The 15,553-nt window shown below is 69.7% G+C and carries 15 protein-coding genes; 8 read left to right on the top strand and 7 right to left on the bottom strand.

The annotated features are described in order from the left end of the window. Window positions 1-193: 193 nt before the first annotated feature. Window positions 194-1,264 (bottom strand): UDP-N-acetylglucosamine--N-acetylmuramyl-(pentapeptide) pyrophosphoryl-undecaprenol N-acetylglucosamine transferase, encoded by a 1,071-nt coding sequence (locus tag KBY70_RS08100; RefSeq protein ID WP_254988073.1) that lies wholly within the window; start codon window positions 1,262-1,264, stop codon window positions 194-196. A gap of 50 nt (window positions 1,265-1,314) precedes the next feature. Between KBY70_RS08100 and KBY70_RS08105 the strand changes: the two genes are divergently transcribed. Beyond that, window positions 1,315-2,097: a hypothetical protein gene (locus tag KBY70_RS08105; RefSeq protein ID WP_254988075.1), complete on the top strand. Its 783-nt coding sequence runs from the start codon at window positions 1,315-1,317 to the stop codon at window positions 2,095-2,097. Between the two features lie 11 nt (window positions 2,098-2,108). Here the strand turns inward: KBY70_RS08105 and KBY70_RS08110 are convergent, their stop codons facing one another. Together KBY70_RS08110 and KBY70_RS08115 are read right to left on the bottom strand one after the other, a co-directional pair. After that, complete coding sequence (locus KBY70_RS08110; protein WP_254988077.1) at window positions 2,109-3,014, bottom strand: NAD(P)-dependent oxidoreductase; 906 nt, start codon at window positions 3,012-3,014, stop codon at window positions 2,109-2,111. Window positions 3,015-3,172: 158 nt separating this feature from the next. Beyond that, window positions 3,173-4,378, bottom strand: coding sequence for a phosphoglycerate kinase (locus KBY70_RS08115; RefSeq protein ID WP_254988078.1), 1,206 nt, complete (start codon window positions 4,376-4,378; stop codon window positions 3,173-3,175). A gap of 163 nt (window positions 4,379-4,541) precedes the next feature. Here KBY70_RS08115 and KBY70_RS08120 point away from each other — a divergent pair, with 163 nt between their 5' ends. The 3 genes from KBY70_RS08120 to KBY70_RS08130 are packed head-to-tail and all read left to right on the top strand — an operon-like array spanning window position 4,542 to window position 6,807. Further along, complete coding sequence (locus tag KBY70_RS08120) at window positions 4,542-4,916, top strand: universal stress protein (protein WP_254988079.1); 375 nt, start codon at window positions 4,542-4,544, stop codon at window positions 4,914-4,916. Continuing rightward, entirely contained in the window at window positions 4,916-5,830 is a 915-nt protein-coding gene (gene ylqF / locus KBY70_RS08125) for a ribosome biogenesis GTPase YlqF (protein WP_254988080.1), read from the top strand. The genes KBY70_RS08120 and ylqF overlap by 1 nt, the downstream gene beginning before the upstream one ends. Further along, a complete protein-coding gene (locus tag KBY70_RS08130; RefSeq protein ID WP_254988081.1) occupies window positions 5,827-6,807 on the top strand; it encodes an RluA family pseudouridine synthase in 981 nt (326 codons plus the stop codon). Before ylqF ends, KBY70_RS08130 begins: the two co-directional genes overlap by 4 nt. Here KBY70_RS08130 and KBY70_RS08135 read toward each other — a convergent pair. After that, complete coding sequence (locus KBY70_RS08135) at window positions 6,758-8,359, bottom strand: dipeptide ABC transporter ATP-binding protein (RefSeq protein ID WP_254988082.1); 1,602 nt, start codon at window positions 8,357-8,359, stop codon at window positions 6,758-6,760. The genes KBY70_RS08130 and KBY70_RS08135 overlap by 50 nt on opposite strands. A 52-nt stretch (window positions 8,360-8,411) precedes the next feature. On the opposite strand from KBY70_RS08135, the gene KBY70_RS08140 reads away from it, so the two are divergent. Beyond that, window positions 8,412-10,772, top strand: a complete 2,361-nt coding sequence (locus KBY70_RS08140; RefSeq protein WP_254988083.1) for a RelA/SpoT family protein — start codon at window positions 8,412-8,414, stop codon at window positions 10,770-10,772. On the opposite strand, the gene KBY70_RS08145 is transcribed toward KBY70_RS08140, so the two are convergent. Beyond that, window positions 10,769-10,933 carry a hypothetical protein gene (locus KBY70_RS08145; RefSeq protein WP_254988084.1) on the bottom strand — a complete coding sequence of 55 codons (165 nt, stop codon included), beginning with the start codon at window positions 10,931-10,933 and terminating at the stop codon, window positions 10,769-10,771. The two genes, KBY70_RS08140 and KBY70_RS08145, sit on opposite strands and share 4 nt — an antisense overlap. 151 nt (window positions 10,934-11,084) lie before the next feature. Here KBY70_RS08145 and KBY70_RS08150 point away from each other — a divergent pair, with 151 nt between their 5' ends. Next, entirely contained in the window at window positions 11,085-11,273 is a 189-nt protein-coding gene (locus KBY70_RS08150; RefSeq protein ID WP_094560840.1) for a hypothetical protein, read from the top strand. Between the two features lie 10 nt (window positions 11,274-11,283). On the opposite strand, the gene KBY70_RS08155 is transcribed toward KBY70_RS08150, so the two are convergent. Further along, window positions 11,284-11,763, bottom strand: a complete 480-nt coding sequence (locus KBY70_RS08155) for a DUF2062 domain-containing protein (RefSeq protein WP_254988085.1) — start codon at window positions 11,761-11,763, stop codon at window positions 11,284-11,286. Here KBY70_RS08155 and mnmE point away from each other — a divergent pair. Together mnmE and KBY70_RS08165 are read left to right on the top strand one after the other, a co-directional pair. Beyond that, entirely contained in the window at window positions 11,753-13,141 is a 1,389-nt protein-coding gene (mnmE, locus tag KBY70_RS08160) for a tRNA uridine-5-carboxymethylaminomethyl(34) synthesis GTPase MnmE (RefSeq protein ID WP_254988086.1), read from the top strand. The two genes, KBY70_RS08155 and mnmE, sit on opposite strands and share 11 nt — an antisense overlap. Window positions 13,142-13,181: 40 nt before the next feature. Beyond that, entirely contained in the window at window positions 13,182-13,976 is a 795-nt protein-coding gene (locus tag KBY70_RS08165) for a hypothetical protein (protein ID WP_254988087.1), read from the top strand. Here the strand turns inward: KBY70_RS08165 and KBY70_RS08170 are convergent. Next, complete coding sequence (locus KBY70_RS08170; protein ID WP_254988088.1) at window positions 13,967-15,538, bottom strand: NCS2 family permease; 1,572 nt, start codon at window positions 15,536-15,538, stop codon at window positions 13,967-13,969. The genes KBY70_RS08165 and KBY70_RS08170 overlap by 10 nt on opposite strands. Window positions 15,539-15,553: the final 15 nt, after the last annotated feature.

Genomic DNA, 15,553 nt, shown 5'->3' on the forward strand with positions numbered 1-15,553 from the left:
GGGCCGTGAGCAGACGCTCCGCGTTTGCGGGTGAACGCAGCAGGTGGGCCGTTTCCAATAGGCCTGCCAGTTCATCGGCGGCCACGATGGCTACTTCTTCCCTCTTGATGGGCATCGCCTCGCCATACCGATGGGCCGGATCTGCTGGACAGACCTACGGGACAACTCTAGGGCCGCTGACGGGGTTGGTTGTTCAGGGCTGGCTGAGCATCGCGGCCACCCGTTGATCGGCATCGCGCACCGCCAGTCGCGCCATGGCGGCGCCCATGCCCACCAAGGGATCGCGCGCGGCCGCCGCCCCCCGCAGGCGCGGGCCCAGCAGGCGCCAGAGGCTGCGCTCGAGGGCGGGCTCGCTGGGCAGGTGCTGCCACACGATCACGGCGGCGCCGATTTCGGCGGCGGCGGCGGCGTTGGCATCCTGGTGGCGGTCCGCGGCGGCCGGGTAGGGCACCAGGATCGCCGGGGTGCCGCACACGGCCAGCTCGCTGAGGGCGCCGGCACCGCTGCGGCTGATGGCCAGGTCGGCGTGCTGCAGCAGGCCGGGAATGTCGTCGCTGAAGGGGCGTTCCACCGCGCCAGCGGGTACTGGCTGGCCGGCATCGGGGTCGTTGCGGCCGGTGAGGTGCACGACGCGCACCCCCGCCGCCGTGAGCTTGGCCAGCAGGGGGCGCACCATCTGATTGAGGCCAACGGCGCCCTGGCTGCCGCCCATCACCAGCAGAAGGGGCCCGGGGCCCGGCGGCACCCAGGCGGGCAGGGGGGCTGGCTCCAGAAATGCCTGCCGCACCGGCGTGCCCGTCACCACTGGCCGGCAGCCGGGCAGGCGGGCGGCGGCCTGGGGCAATCCCACCGCCACCTGGCGGCAGAGCCGGCCGAGCAGGCGGGTCACCTTGCCGGGCAGGGCATTGCTCTCGTGCAGCACCACCGGCACGCCGCACCAGCGGGCCGCCAGGATTGCTGGTGCGGCGATGTAGCCGCCGCTGGTGAACACGGCGTCGATCTGTTCGCGGCGGATCAGCCGCCGTACCGAGCGGGTGGCTTGCAGCAGCTGCAGCAGGTTGAGCAGTCGCCGCAGCCCCCGGCCCTGCAGCCCGCCGGCCCGCACGGTGTGGAGCGGATAGCGGCTGGGCACCAGTTGGGTTTCCAGGCGGTCGGGCACCCCCAGCCACTGCACGCTCCAGCCGGGCGGCATGGCATCGGCCACCGCCAGGGCGGGAAACAGGTGGCCGCCGGTGCCGCTGGCAGCGATCAGGAGCCTGGGCATGGGTGTTGGCCTGCAGCGCGCCTAACTTAAAAGCGGTTTCCGCCGCCCTGATGCCGCGTCCCCAGCCGCCGAGCCGAATCCTGCACCCCTTACTGCCTAGCGTCCTGCTCGGCCTGGCCGCCCTGCTGGGCGTAGCCCTGCCGGCTGCGGCTGCCGCCGGCCCCAGTGCGGTTCAGCTGCAGGCCCTGGAGGCGGCCCTCAATGGCACCGGTGAGCTCGCGGCTGTTCTGGAGAACGGTCCGGGCCTCGATGTCACCCTGGTGGAGCTGCGCCGCCGCAGCCTGCTGCGCCAGTTCCCCGATGCCCGCTGGCAGGTGAGCCCGGGCAAAGCGCTGCGCGATGGTCGCAGCACCGTGCAGATCCAGCTCACGGGCAGCCGCCAGGAGGGCCCCACCCTGTATCGGCTCCTGGCCCAGCAGCAGCTGGTGCTCAGCCGCAGCGGTGGCCCCGGTGGCCGCATCAACGGCCAAAGCGTGATCCGTGAGCAGACCCTCCTGCGCAGCGGTGAAGCCGACCTGCCCGTGAGCCTGCAGATCCCCGATGCGGTGCTCACGGGTCAGCGCTACGACGTGGATGTGCTATTCGATGAGCCCCTGGAGGACGCCATTGCTGCCGGCGGCCTGGTGGCCCTCACCGGCCAGCAGGTGAATGCCCTCGAGAGCCCCAATCTGCAGCTGGGCGCCCTGGGTGGCGGTGGCCTGTTCAAGTCGGTTCAGGCTCCGTTCACCCCCGGCTCCCAGACCTGGGCGGTGCTGTTGGTGCATCCCCAGGGCATCGTCAGTGCCACCAAGCGGGTGCTGGTGGTGGCCGATAAGGCCCAGCTGAATCCCTGAGTTCAGGGTGCTTAGCCCTGGCTGCCAAACCAACGGGCCAGGGCCGACACGTCGTCGTTGCCGTGGCCCGACGCCAGCAAGCTGTCTTCCATGGCGGCCACCAGCTGGCTCACCGGCAGCTCCATGCCGGCGGCAGCGGCCGCCTCCAGGGCAATCGCCAGATCCTTGCGGTGCAGCGCCAGCTTGAAGCCGAGGGGGAACTGACCCCTGAGCATGTTGGCGGCACGGTTCTCCAAGGCCCACGACCCGGCTGCGCCAGCTGCCAACGCTTCGCACACCTGCTCCATCGGCAGCCCCAACCGCTGCCCCAGGGCCATGGCTTCCGCCACAGCGGCGTAGCTCCCGGCCACCAGCACCTGGTTCACCGCTTTGGCCTGCTGGCCCGAGCCCACGGGGCCCAAGTGGCTGATGCGGCTGCCAATCACCTCCAGCAGCGGGCGGGCCCGCTCCAGTTGGGCCGGATCGCCCCCCACCAGCACCGAGAGCGTGCCGGTGCGGGCGCCTTCCGTGCCGCCGGTCACCGGAGCGTCGATGTAGTCCACGCCCTGCTGAGCGAGCTGTGCCGCCATGCACCGGCTGGTGGCCGGGCTGACCGTGGAGCAGTCGATCACCAGCGTCCCCGGCTGCAGCCCTTGGCGGGCCGCGGTTTGGTCGGTGCCCAGGATCTCAGCGCCGAGCAGCACAGCCTCCACGGCGCAGTCGTCGCTGACGCACACCAGCAGCACCTCGGCCGCGGTCGCCGCTTCCGCAGGGCTGCCGGCCCCCCTGGCCCCCGCCTGCAGCAGTGGTGCTTCCCGGCTGCGGTTGCGGTTGTGAACCGTGAGTGGAAAGCCAGCGGCTAGCAGATTGGCCGCCATCGGTGCGCCCAGGGCCCCCAGTCCAATCCAGCCGACGGCAGGCCTGTCTGTTGGGCTCATTCACTTGCCTGGTCCGATCCTCAGCCTGCCTCGGCGTGGTCTGAGCCGGCGTTTTGCGCCTGTTGAACAGGTTGTTGCACAAACTCTGCCAACAAAAAAGGGGGCTTGAAGCCCCCTTCTGAACCGTCAGGCCTCTGCGAAATCAGGCCTCTGCGAAATCAGGCCTCATCCAGGGCCGCCACGCCGGGCAGCACCTTGCCTTCCAGCAGCTCCAGGCTGGCGCCACCACCGGTGGAGATGTGCGACATCTTTTCGGCCACACCCACTTTCTCCACGGCGGCCACGGAGTCACCGCCGCCGATGATCGTGCAGCAGCCCTTGCCGCTCAGGTCGGCCAGGGTGTGGGCGATGCCGTTGGTGCCGGCTGCAAACTTGTCGAACTCGAACACGCCCATAGGGCCGTTCCAGATCACGGTCTTGCAGTCGGCCAGGGCCTCCTGGAAAGCCTTGAGCGAGTCGGGGCCGATGTCGAGGCCCATCCAGCCATCGGGGATGGCGTTGATCGACACGGTCTGGCTGTTGGCGTCGGGGGCAAAGTTGTCGGCCAGCACCACATCGGTGGGCAGCAGCAGCTGCACGCCTTTGGCGGCCGCCTTGGCCTCGAGCTCCTTGGCCAGCTCCAGCTTGTCCTCTTCCACCAGGCTCTTGCCCACTGCCAGGCCGCGGGCCTTGTAGAAGGTGAAGATCATGCCGCCGCCGATCAGCAACTTGTCGCACTTGTCGATCAGGGCTTCGAGCACGCCGATCTTGGAGCTCACCTTGGAGCCACCCACGATCGCCGCCAGGGGACGCTTGGGCTCGTCGATGGCGCCCTGCAGGTATTGCAGCTCCTTCTCCATCAGGTAGCCGGCCACGCTGGGGCTCAGGGCCTTGGTGACGCCCTCGGTGGAGGCGTGGGCGCGGTGGGCGGCGCCGAAGGCGTCGTTCACATACACATCGGCCAGGGCTGCCAGCTGGGCGGCGAAGCCGGCGTCGTTCTTTTCTTCCTCGGCGAAGAAGCGCACGTTCTCCAGCAGCACCACATCGCCCTCGGCCATGGCGGCCACCTTGGCTTCGGCATCGGGGCCGATGCAGCTGTCGGTCTTCACCACGGGCTTGCCGAGCAGCTGAGCCAGGCGGGCGGCCACGGGGGTGAGGCGCATGGCTTCGTTCACCTGACCCTTGGGACGGCCGAAGTGGGCGGCCAGGATCACCTTGGCGCCCTTGCCGGTCAGGTCGTTGATGGTGGGCAGGGCGGCCCGGATGCGGGTGTCATCGGTGATGGCGCCGGCGTCGTCGAGCGGTACGTTGAAGTCGACCCGCACCAGCACGCGCTTGCCGCGGAGCTCATCGGCCGAAAGGCTGGCCAGGGATCGCTTCGCCATGGGGGTATGGAAATTACGGAATTGCCGGGGGAGGTTAGCCCCCGCGGCGCCTTCTGCTCCCCGGATTTCGGATTTCCGCCAACCAGCCGCCCTGGCCGGATCCCGGACGCCCCCCCAGACTGAAACTCCAACCTGCCTGGGCCCTGCCTTCGGTCATTGCTCCATGTTTGACACCGTTCTCTTTCCCATCGACCAGAGCCGCCAGGCGATGGACACGGCGGCGGTGGCCCTGAAACTGGCCCAGCAGCACGCCAGCACGTTGGTGCTGCTGTCGGTGGTGGAGCCCGGTCAGGACGATCCCACGGCCGTGGCGGAGCTGCTGCAGCAAGCGCGGACTCGCTTTGACGAGGCGGGGGTCAGCTGTCAGGTGATCGAGCGGGAGGGCAAGCCGGCCTTCGTGATCGGCGATGTGGCCGATGAGATCAACGCCGATGTGATCGTGATGGGCACCCGTGGCGTCGCGATCGAGAGCGACCAGCAGAGCACCGCGGCCCGGGTGATTCAGTTGGCCCCCTGTCCGGTGCTGGTGGTGCCCTGATGCCCCAGACGCTTCCGCTCAGCGTCAATGCCCCTGCGATTCAGTGGTATCCCGGCCACATCGCCAAGGCGGAGAAGGCCCTCAACGCCAATCTGGCCAAGGTGGACCTGGTGATCGAGGTGCGGGATGCCCGCATCCCCCTGGCCACCTCCCACCCGCGGCTGCAGCGCTGGATCAGCGGCAAGCAGCATCTCTTGGTGCTCAACCGGGTGGACATGATCCCGCCGCCGGTGCGCCAGGCCTGGACCGCCTGGTTCAAGGCCCAGGACCAGACCTGCTGGTGGTGCGACGCCAAGGCCGGCACCGGTGTGAAACAGCTGCAGCAGGCGGCGATTCGGGCCGGCGCGGCCCTCAATGCCCGCCGCACCGGGCGGGGCATGAAGCCACGGCCGGTGCGGGCCCTGATGCTGGGCTTCCCCAACGTGGGCAAATCGGCCCTGATCAACCGGCTGGTGCGCCAGAAGGTGGTGGACAGTGCCCGCCGCGCTGGCGTCACCCGCAGCCTGCGCTGGGTGCGCCTCGGCCAGGACCTCGACCTGCTCGATGCTCCCGGCGTGCTGCCGCCCCGCCTCGACGACCAGCAGGCGGCCCTACGGCTGGCCCTCTGCGACGACATCGGCCAGGCCGCCTACGACAACGAAGCCGCCGCCCGGGCCTTCCTGCAGCTGCTCACCCTGCTGGAGGCTGAGCCGGCCGCCGGGGTGCAACCCGCCCTAGTGGAGAAGCGCTACGGCATTCCCCTCGGTGCGATGGTGGGCGGCGGCCCCGACGTGGAGGGCTGGCTGGCCGCCGCCGCGGCGCGCCACACCAGTGGCGACAGCCTGCGCATGGCCACCAAGTTGCTCGACGACTTCCGTTGCGCCCGCCTGGGCGCCATTGCCCTGGAATTGCCGGCCCTTGCGTTGCCGTCATGAGCGGTTTCGGTGAAGGCGAGGGGGAGCTGCTGACGCTCACCTACCCCAAGCCGCTGCCAATGCGGCTCGATCGCTGGCTGGTGGCCCAGCGGCCGGAGCAGAGCCGAGCCCGCATCCAGAAGTTCATCGAGGCCGGCTATGTGCGGGTGAACGGCGTCACGGGTCGCGCTAAGACCCCCCTGCGCCAGGGCGACAGCGTGGCGCTGTGGATGCCGCCGCCCGAGCCGCTGCCCTACCTGGTGGCCCAGGCGATGCCGCTGGATGTGCTGTTTGAAGACGCGCATCTGATCGTGCTCAACAAGCCCGCCGGCCTCACGGTGCACCCGGCGCCTGGCAACCGGGACGGCACCCTGGTGAACGGCCTGTTGCACCACTGCCCCGACCTGCCCGGCATCGGCGGCGAGCTGCGCCCCGGCATCGTGCATCGTCTCGACAAGGACACCACGGGCTGCATCGTGGTGGCCAAGAGCCAGGAGGCCCTGGTGAAGCTGCAGGTGCAGATTCAGAAGCGGATCGCCTCGCGCCAGTATCTGGCGGTGGTGCACGGCCAGCCGGCGGGCGACAGCGGCACGATCGTGGGCGCCATCGGCCGCCATCCGGCCGACCGCAAGAAATACGCCGTGGTGCACGACGACAGCGGCCGCCATGCCTGCACCCACTGGCGCTTGATCGAGCGGTTGGGGGATTACGCCCTGCTGCGCTTCAAGCTCGACACCGGCCGCACCCACCAGATCCGGGTCCACTGCGCCCACATGGGCCATCCGATCGTGGGCGATCCGGTGTATTCCCGCTGCCGCAAGCTGCCGATCGAGCTGCCCGGCCAGGCGCTGCATGCGGTGCAGCTGGGCCTCGATCACCCGATCAGCCGCGAGCGGCTGGTGTGCGAGGCGCCGCTGCCGGAGGTGTTTGAGCGCTTGCTGGCGGTGCTCAGGCGACGCCCGGCAGCCGCGGGCATGCCTCCACCAATGCGCGGGTGATGGCGGCCTGGGGATCGGTCAGTAGCCGGGCGCCGGGGCCTTCCTCCACGATCTTTCCCCCCTCCAGCACGATCACCCGGTGGCAGAAGCCACTGGCCACCGAGAGGTCGTGGGTCACAAACAGCATCCCCAGCCCCAGCCGCTGCTGCAGCTCCCGCAGCAGGGCCAGCACGTCGGCCTGCACCTCGGCATCGAGCATGCTCACGCTCTCATCGCAGAGCAGCACCTTGGGCTCGAGCACCAGGGCCCGGGCGATGGCCACCCGCTGCTGCTGGCCCCCCGAGAGCTGGCGGGGCAGGCGGTTTTCGAAGGCTTCGGGCGGGGTGAGCCCCACGGCGCCCAGCAGCTCGCGGGCGCGCTGGCGGGCCTGGGCGCGGCTGGCCAGGCCATGGATCAGCAGCGGATCGGCGATCGCCTCACCTACCGCCATCTGGGGGTTGAGGCAGGCCAGGGGGTCTTGGAACACCATCTGGATGCCACGCCGCGCTTGCCGCAAAGCCCGGCCCCGCAGGCTCAGCAGGTTGCGGCCCTCCAGTCGAACGCTGCCGCCCCGCACCGGTGCCAGTCCCATCAGCGCCCGGCAGAGGGTGCTCTTGCCGCAGCCGGAGGCCCCCACCAGGCCAAGGGTTTCGCCCGGCTGCAGCCGCAGGCTCACCCCATCCACCGCCTTCAGCCAGCGGGTTTGCCAGGGCAGCGACGGCAGAGCGTGCCAGCTGCGCAGCTCCTCCAGCTCCAGCAAGGCAGCGGCCGGCAGCGGTGCGGGGCTCTGGGCGCCTTCCCGTTCCCGCGCCTTGGCCACCAGCCGCTGGGCCAGGGGGGAGGCCGGGGCGGTGAGCAACTGCTGGGCTGGGGCCTGCTCGATCAGCCGGCCCTGATCCAACACGGCGATCTGGTCACACCAGCGGCCCGCCATCGCCAGGTCGTGGCTGATCAGCAGCAGGGCGCTGCCCGCTTCCCGGCAGAGGTTGGTCAGTTCCCCCATCACCTGGCCGGCCACAGCCACATCCAGGCTGGTGGTGGGTTCGTCGGCGATCACCAGGGGCGGCTGCAGGGCCATGGCCAGCGCAATCGCCAGCCGCTGGCGCATGCCGCCGCTGAACTCATGGGGGTAGCTGCCGTAGCGCTCCGCCTGGATGCCCACCCGCTCCAGCAAGGCTTCGGCCTGCTCCCGCACCTGGCGCCGTTGCCACCGGGGTCGGTGGGCCGCCAGGGTGTCGCCCAGATGGTCGCCGATCGTGAGCAGCGGGTTCAGGCGGGTCATCGGGTCTTGAAACACCAGCCCCACCGCTTCGCCGCGCAGCTGCCGCAGGGCCGCTCGCCGCAGCCGGCTGGGATCCTGCCTCGCCAGCAGCAGCCCACCGCTGCACTGGCTGCCCGGGGGCAGCAGTTGCAGCACCGCCCGGGCCACGGTGCTTTTGCCGCAGCCGGAGGGGCCCACCAGGGCCAGCCGCTCGCCCGGGCTCAGGCTGAGCGTCAGCCCATCGAGGGTGGGACGCTCCGCACCGGGGTAGCGCACCACCAGGTTGTCGATTGCAAGCACGGGGCTGGTCATGGTCCCCAGCTTGGCCGCCGCTGCATACGATGAGGCAACTCCGCAGGGTGGAATGCTCAGGGCGGTTCCCGATCTGGACGCAACCGCCGTGGCTGTTTCAGTCGCGGCTGTTCCACCTGCCCCTGGGCCAGCCCCGGAGAGCCAAGCCCTGGGACGCCGGCCGATCCGCACCCCCGCCGACTACGGCCTGCCCCTGCCCGAGTGGTTGCAGCGCTGCATCGAGCACGTGCCGCCGGGGGAGGGGGAGAGCTGCCCAACCGATCCCGAGGCCCTGCTGGCTTCCGCCTTTGATTTCGCCTACCAGCTCCACGAGGGCCAGTTCAGGGCCAGCGGCGAGCCCTACATCATTCATCCGGTTGCCGTTGCCGATCTGCTGCGCGACATCGGCGCCAGTGCCGGTGTGATCGCTGCTGGCTTCCTCCACGATGTGGTGGAAGACACCGAGGCGACGCCCGAGGAGATCGAGCAGCACTTCGGCGCCGAGGTGCGGGCCCTGGTGGAGGGGGTGACCAAGCTCGGCGGCATCCACTTCACCAACCACACAGAGGCCCAGGCTGAAAACCTGCGCCGCATGTTTCTGGCCATGGCCAGCGACATCCGCGTGGTGCTGGTGAAGCTGGCGGATCGCCTGCACAACATGCGCACCCTGGGTGCCCTCAAGCCCGAGAAGCAGCTGCGGATCGCCCGCGAAACCCGGGAGATCTACGCCCCCCTGGCCAATCGCCTCGGCATCGGCCGGCTCAAGTGGGAGCTGGAGGATCTGGCCTTCAAGATCCTCGAGCCCGAGGCCTATCGGGATGTGCAGCAGCAGGTGGCCACCAAGCGCAGCGAGCGCGAGGAGCGGCTGGAGGTGACCGTGCAGTTGCTGCGCGATCGGCTGGCCGCCGTGGGGCTGGCCCATTGCGAGGTAAGCGGCCGGCCCAAGCACCTCTATGGCATCTGGAGCAAGATGCAGCGCCAGCAGAAGGCGTTCCACGAGATCTTCGACGTGGCCGCCCTGCGGATTCTCTGCCCGAATCTCGAGAGCTGTTACCGGGCCTTGGCGGTGGTGCACGACACCTTCCGGCCGATCCCTGGGCGCTTCAAGGACTACATCGGCCTGCCCAAGCCCAACGGCTACCAATCCCTGCACACGGCCGTGATCGGCCGTCATCGGCCGATCGAGGTGCAGATCCGCACCACCGACATGCACCAGGTGGCCGAGTACGGCATCGCGGCCCACTGGAAGTACAAGGAAGGTGGTTCGCCAGCGGCGTCCGGTGCCGATGCGGAGCGGTTCAACTGGCTGCGGCAGCTGGTCGACTGGCAGAAGGATGACGGCGGCACCGACAGCAGCGATTTCCTGCGTTCGATCAAGGAAGACCTCTTCGATGAAGAGGTCTTCGTGTTCACCCCCAATGGCGATGTGGTGGGCCTTCGCAAGGGGTCCACAGCCGTGGACTTCGCTTATCGGATCCACTCGGAGATCGGCAACCATTGCCAGGGCGTGCGCATCAACGACCGTCTCTGCCCCCTCGCCACTCCCCTGCAGAACGGCGACTTCGTGCAGGTGATCACCGCCAAGACGGCGCACCCGAGCCTCGACTGGCTCAACTTCGTGGCCACCCCCACGGCCCGCAATCGCATCCGCCACTGGTACAAAACCAGCCACCGTGAGGAGAACATCCTGCGCGGCACGGAACTGCTGGAGCGGGAGTTGGGCCGCGATGGCTTCGATGCCCTGCTCCATGGGGAGGCGATGGCCAAGGTGGCCCGCCGCTGCAACCTCACGGGCACCGAAGACCTGCTGGCGTCGCTGGGGTTCGGCGGGGTCACCCTGCACCAGGTGCTCAACCGCCTGCGGGAGGAACTGCGCCTGGCCAGCGAGGCCTCGGCCCCCGTGCCCAGCAACGAGCAGGTGGCAGCCAGCGTGGCGGCCGCCCATGCAGGCCAGGCCGACTCCCAGGGGAGCGGAGCGGGCGGCGCCAGCCCGATCCTCGGCCTCGAGGGCCTTGACTACCGGCTGGGGGGCTGCTGCAGTCCCCTGCCGGGTGAGCCGATTCTCGGAGCCGTGGCCCTGGGCAACCACGGCATCACGATCCACCGCCAGGACTGCTCCAACGTGGACCAGGTGCCGGCTGAGAGGCGTCTGCCGGTGCGCTGGAATTCGGCCACCGATGCCCGCCCGCGCCGCTATCCGGTGCAGCTGCGCATCGAGGTGCTCGACCGGGTGGGCGTGCTGAAAGACATCCTCACCCGCCTCTCCGACCACCGCATCAACGTGAGTGATGCCCGGGTGCGCACCAATCCCGGCAAGCCCGCCCGCATCGATCTGCGGGTGGAGCTCGACAGTGCCAGCCAGCTGGCCAACACGATCAATCAGATCCGCTCGATGGCGGATGTGCTCGATATCGCCCGCACCGGGATCGGCTAGGGCAGGGTGAATCCGCCGGTGTTGAGGTGCTTCAGGTCGAGCATCACCAGCGTCACCCACACCAGCAGGGCCAGGCCGCCCATGGAGCCCAACACCAGCAGCAGGCCGGACAGTGCCGAGCGCGAAGTTCCCTTGCCTTCTGAACCCTTGCCGTCCGCCACAGGCTCGCGTTGATGAGTGCCGATCTTCGCACCACCGGCCTGGCCGCTCCTGGGTGAGGGTCTGACCACAGGGCTGGTTCAGCCGTCACGACGGCTACAGCGGCTCGGCTGGCGCCCCCTTACAACCACTCCATCCCCCGCGTGCCACGCCATGACCTCCGAGCAAGCGGCCCAACTGATCGACGAAACCCTCGACCTGGTGCATCAGCGGCTCCAGGACCTGCAGGCCCAGGCCTTGCCCCGGGAGCAGCATGCCCTGGCCGAGGAGTTCCGCGAGTGGCGCCACCCTGAAGGGGGCCATATCGACCTGATGGTGTTTCCCGGTTTGGCCAGTTCCTGAGCGGAGCTGATCAGCCCTGCTGCCGGCGGCGATGTTCCCGCTCCAGCCAGTGCCAGTAGAGCCAGCCCCCCAGGAGCGCGGTGATCAGGCCAACGAGGGTGGAGCCCAGCAGCAGGCGGCTGACGAACGCCCCACTGCTGTGCCAGATGCTTCCGTCCTGAAGGCTGTCGGGGCCGGGCCATCCCCCCCCGGGCCCGAGCAGCCAGCAGCCCACCTGGTAGTTGAACCAATAGAGGGGCACGTAGGTGAAGGGGTTGCTCACCCAGGTGCCGGCCGCGGCCAGCAGGTGATTGCCCCGCACCAACGAGGCCAGCGCCACGCTCCCCAGGATCTGCAGGCCGAAGAACGGGTAGCAGCCGCAGAACAGTCCGGCGGCCAGACCCCGGGCCCGCTGGCCATGGCTGCCCTCCTGGTGCCAGAGCCAGGCCAGCAGCTGGCGCAGGCGGCGGCCCACGGCGGTGTGGGGTTGGAATGGGGGGATGCGCCTCAACGACTCCGGAACCGCTGACACCATCGCGGCCATCGCCACGGCGGTGGCGCCGGGCGAAGGCAGTGTGGCGATCGTAAGAATCTCCGGGGCCGAGGCGGAGCCGATCGGCCGGCTTTTGTTTGCGGCGCCTGGGCGGCAGGCCTGGGATAGCCACCGGGTGCTCTACGGCCACGTGGTGGATCCCGCCAGCGGTGAGCGGGTGGATGAAGCGCTGCTACTGCTGATGCGGGCTCCCCGCAGCTTTACCCGTGAAACCGTGGTGGAGCTGCACTGCCACGGCGGCCTGGTGGCGGTGCAGCGGGTGCTGGAGCTGGTGCTGGCGGCCGGGGCGCGCCGGGCCCTGCCGGGGGAGTTCAGCCAGCGGGCCTTCTTCAACGGCCGGCTCGATCTCACCCGGGCCGAGGCGATTGGCGAGATGATCACGGCCCGCTCGCGCCGCGCGGCCCAGCTGGCCATGGCCGGCATCGACGGCGGCCTGCAGCGGCGCCTGGGCGCCCTGCGCTCGCGCCTGCTCGACCAGTTGGCGGAGCTGGAGGCGCGGGTGGATTTCGAGGAGGATCTGCCGCCGCTGGATGGCGCTGCGGTGGTGGTGGAGCTGGAGGCTGTGAGGGCTGCGTTGGAGCAACTGGTGGCCGAAGCGCGTCAGGGGGAGCTGCTGCGTCAGGGGTTGCGGGTGGCGATCGTGGGCCGCCCCAACGTGGGCAAATCGAGCCTGCTCAACCTGCTCAGCCGCCGTGAGCGGGCGATCGTGACCGACCTGCCCGGCACCACCCGCGACCTGCTGGAGAGCGAGCTGGTGCTCGATGGGGTGCCGCTCACCCTGCTCGACACCGCCGGCATCCGCGACACCGGCGACCGGGTGGAGCAGCTGGGCATTGAGCGCTCTCGGGCCGCCCTGGCCGCCGCCGATGCGGTGCTGTTGTTGTTTGATCTCAGCGCCGGCTGGAGCCCGGAGGATCAGGCCCTGCGGGAGTTGGTGCCCGAGGGCGCCGTGCTGCTGGTGGCGGGCAACAAGGCTGATGTGGCTGGCCTGGCGGTGGGCCTGGTGCCCGCTGGGGCTGGAGAGCCGGCCGATGTGCGCTTCTGCGCTCTCACGGGTGCCGGCCGCGATGCGTTGGTGGCGGAGCTGCTGCGCCGCTGCGGCGCCGGCCCTGCCGAGGGTTTGGAGGTAGCTCTCAACGCCCGCCAGCGGGATCTGGCGGCCGCAGCGGCCTTGAGCTTGGGGGCGTCCCTCGAGGCGGCTGCGCAGCAGTTGCCCTGGGATTTCTGGACGATCGACCTACGGGCCGCTGTGCGGGCCCTGGGCGAGATCACCGGCGAAGAGGTGAGCGAGGCGGTGCTGGATCGGGTTTTCGCCCGTTTCTGCATCGGCAAGTAGGGGCCTTGCCAAACTGCCACCACTTGATGGTGTTCGCGGAATGGCCAGCCCCCGTGCTTTGCATGCTGCCCTGGCTTTCTGTGCTGGTCTGATGCCAGGGGCTGCGGCTGCTGAACCGTCAGCCGCCGCGGCTCTGGTTCAGTGCAAAGCACCGGCGGCCGGCACCTTTGTGGTGCTGGGGAGCGGTCAGCACCGGGGCGAGCCCACCGCCCTGCTGATGCAGGAGCGCTGGCTCCCCGATGGACGCATCGAGGGGGTGCGCTACCTGCGTGAAGGGCGCCGTTTTCGCGAAGACCGCTACAGCGGCCAGGTGAAGGCCGATGCCAACTGCTGGGCCGTGGTGGAGCGTCAGAGCTCAGTCGCTGTGAAGGGCGAGTCGGGTGCCATGGGCGAAGTCGTGGCCCTCGATCAGCAGGGGCGGCCGCGGGTCTCCCTGGTGGTGTCCCCCAGTGAGGTGCTCTCGTTGCGCTATGTCGCCCAGGCGCCGGGCGCGTGCCGGCCGGAGCAGCTCGATGGCCTGGTCACCAGCCAGCAGCAGGGCCAGAGCTGGCTGGCTGACCGCTGGCAGCCCAATGCGGTTGTGCAGCGGGAGTGGTGGCAGGGCGGTGCGGTGCAGGGCCTGGCGGTGTCGAGCTATGCCGGCCGCCAGGACAAGGTCACCTACAGCGGCAGCCTGCAGCTGGGTGCCGACTGCCTCGGCTCGATGACCCAGCGCGATGCCGCCGGTGCCTCCTACAACTACAAAGTGGTGCTGCTCGCCAATGGGGGTGGCTACGTCTACCTGCAGACCGATCCCGACGACCTCACCCTCGGCTTGCTGCAGCATCAGCGCTGAGGCGGGAGGCCCCAGCGAGCGGCGAGGAACACCAGGGCCATCACGGCGTAGCCGAGGGCCCAGCTCTGGCCCACGCCCCAGCCCAGCTGCAGCACGGTGTCGGAGCTGGTGAACTGCCAGGCGTGGATCACGCCAAACCAGGCCAGCACGGCCGCGATGCCGGCGCAGGCCGCCGCCGCCAGCAGGCGGGCCTCAATCACGTAGACGAGCATCCCCGCCAGCAGCATCGCCGCGATGATCTGGCCCTGTTCCAGGGCGAAGGCCCCGGCGGCCCACACATCGGCCTGGGCTAGGGGCCCTAGCAGCTGGGGGCCAAAGGGGTTGGCGGCCGTGCCGCTGCCGCCGGCCCGCAGCCCCGCCTTGAGCATCAGCGCTCCCCAGCCGGCCAGCCCCGGCAGCAACCCCAGCGCCACCGCCGGAGCATGGCGCGGTGGTGTGGCCTGGAAGGCCTGGGCGGCAATCACCAGGCCGATGTACAGCACGATTGCCATGCCCGCCTCGATCGGCACCAGCTGGCCGACCACGCCAAACAGGCCCAGCAGGCAGGCGGCGCCCATCACCACGCCGTTGAGCCAGGAGTAGCCGATGCGGGCTCCCATCGCCTTCCAGCCCGGGTGGCCGATGTAGATCGTGGTGGGAAAGCAAGAGCCGAGGGTGGCGGCGGCCAGGGTGCCGATGCCATTGATCAGCATCGAGCTGCGCACCGGGTAGCGATCCCCCGCCGCCTCGGCGCTCTCGAGGTTCTGCAGGGAGCCGATCATGTTGAACAGTCCCATCGGCACGATCACCCCCAGCCAGGGCAGCAGCTGGCCGCGGGCCTGCCAGAGATCGGTGAGCTGCAGCTGCGGCAGATGCAGGCCGATTAGGGCGGTGCTGCGCTGCCAGCGCACGGGATCCAGGTCGATCAGGCCCGTGGCCCAGGCCAGGGCGATCCCCAGCAGCACGGCCACCAGTCCAGCGGGCACGGGCCAGCGCACCGGGGCGTAGTAGCCCACCAGGATCACCGCCAGCACTGCCAGACCCACCACCGGCTGGGCGTAGGTGCGCAGCAGGAAGCCCAGGGCGATGTAGCCCAGGGCAATCCCCGCCAGGGTGGAGAGCAGGGCAGCCCGGGGCAGCCACCGCTGCAGGGCATTGCCGAGGAGGGCTCCGCAACACTCGATCAGCCCCGAACCCAGACAGGCGATCAGTCCGGCTCGCCACGAGAGGGTGACCGCTGCGGATGGATCCAGGCCCTGGCTCAGGGCCGTCAGCTTCACCGGCAGCATCACCAGAAACACGTAGGCGAACAGGCTCACCGTGTTGATGCCGTAGGGCAGGGCGGTGCGGTCATCGCGCCCCTCCCGCCGGGCCAGTTGAAAGGCCTGGCGGGCGTAGGCCAGGTTGCCCAACACCAGGCTGATGCCCGTGGCCGGCAGGATCGTGCCGAACACCAGGTTGTCGGGGTACCCGAGCACGCCCCGGCACAGGGCCACGATCAACAGGATCTGGATCAGGTTGTCGAGCCCGAGGCCTAGAAAACCGTCGAGGTCACCGGTTGTCCACCAGCGGGGTTTGGGCATGGCGGTGGTGGCAGA

The sequence above is a fragment of the Cyanobium sp. ATX 6E8 genome (assembly GCF_024346335.1).
In the GTDB taxonomy this organism is placed as follows: Bacteria; Cyanobacteriota; Cyanobacteriia; order PCC-6307; family Cyanobiaceae; genus Cyanobium_A.

Coding starts and splice junctions, on each gene's coding strand:
- KBY70_RS08100 (WP_254988073.1), bottom strand. CDS start 1,264: ATGCCCAGGCTCCTGATCGCTGCCAGCGGCACCGGCGGCCACCTGTTT.
- KBY70_RS08105 (WP_254988075.1), top strand. CDS start 1,315: ATGCCGCGTCCCCAGCCGCCGAGCCGAATCCTGCACCCCTTACTGCCT.
- KBY70_RS08110 (WP_254988077.1), bottom strand. CDS start 3,014: ATGAGCCCAACAGACAGGCCTGCCGTCGGCTGGATTGGACTGGGGGCC.
- KBY70_RS08115 (WP_254988078.1), bottom strand. CDS start 4,378: ATGGCGAAGCGATCCCTGGCCAGCCTTTCGGCCGATGAGCTCCGCGGC.
- KBY70_RS08120 (WP_254988079.1), top strand. CDS start 4,542: ATGTTTGACACCGTTCTCTTTCCCATCGACCAGAGCCGCCAGGCGATG.
- ylqF (WP_254988080.1), top strand. CDS start 4,916: ATGCCCCAGACGCTTCCGCTCAGCGTCAATGCCCCTGCGATTCAGTGG.
- KBY70_RS08130 (WP_254988081.1), top strand. CDS start 5,827: ATGAGCGGTTTCGGTGAAGGCGAGGGGGAGCTGCTGACGCTCACCTAC.
- KBY70_RS08135 (WP_254988082.1), bottom strand. CDS start 8,359: ATGACCAGCCCCGTGCTTGCAATCGACAACCTGGTGGTGCGCTACCCC.
- KBY70_RS08140 (WP_254988083.1), top strand. CDS start 8,412: ATGCTCAGGGCGGTTCCCGATCTGGACGCAACCGCCGTGGCTGTTTCA.
- KBY70_RS08150 (WP_094560840.1), top strand. CDS start 11,085: ATGACCTCCGAGCAAGCGGCCCAACTGATCGACGAAACCCTCGACCTG.
- mnmE (WP_254988086.1), top strand. CDS start 11,753: ATGCGCCTCAACGACTCCGGAACCGCTGACACCATCGCGGCCATCGCC.
- KBY70_RS08165 (WP_254988087.1), top strand. CDS start 13,182: ATGGCCAGCCCCCGTGCTTTGCATGCTGCCCTGGCTTTCTGTGCTGGT.
- KBY70_RS08170 (WP_254988088.1), bottom strand. CDS start 15,538: ATGCCCAAACCCCGCTGGTGGACAACCGGTGACCTCGACGGTTTTCTA.